This window comes from Pseudomonas sp. AC463 (genome assembly GCF_979253585.1).
On sequence record NZ_CEEDDZ010000713.1, the window covers coordinates 1 to 265 of the forward strand.

The 265-nt window shown below is 61.9% G+C and carries 1 protein-coding gene; it reads right to left on the reverse strand.

Features of this window, described 5'->3' with window-relative positions:
- The coding region (locus AC0IYH_RS32060; protein ID WP_471838336.1) for an efflux RND transporter permease subunit at positions 1–265 on the reverse strand (265 nt) is incomplete at both ends.

Genomic DNA, 265 nt, shown 5'->3' on the forward strand with positions numbered 1-265 from the left:
CGACGACGACGATCGCGTCGTCGACCAGCAGGCCGATCGCGAGCACCAGACCGAACAGCGTCAGCGTGTTGATCGAGAACCCGGCGAGGTAGAACACGCCGAACGTGCCGAGCAGCACGACGGGCACCGCGATCGTCGGGTTCAGCGTCGCACGCCAACTTTGCAGGAACACGAACATCACGATGACGACGAGGATCACCGCCTCGATCAGGGTCTTCACGACCTCCTCGATCGACAGCTTGATGAACTCGGTGGAGTCGTTGAC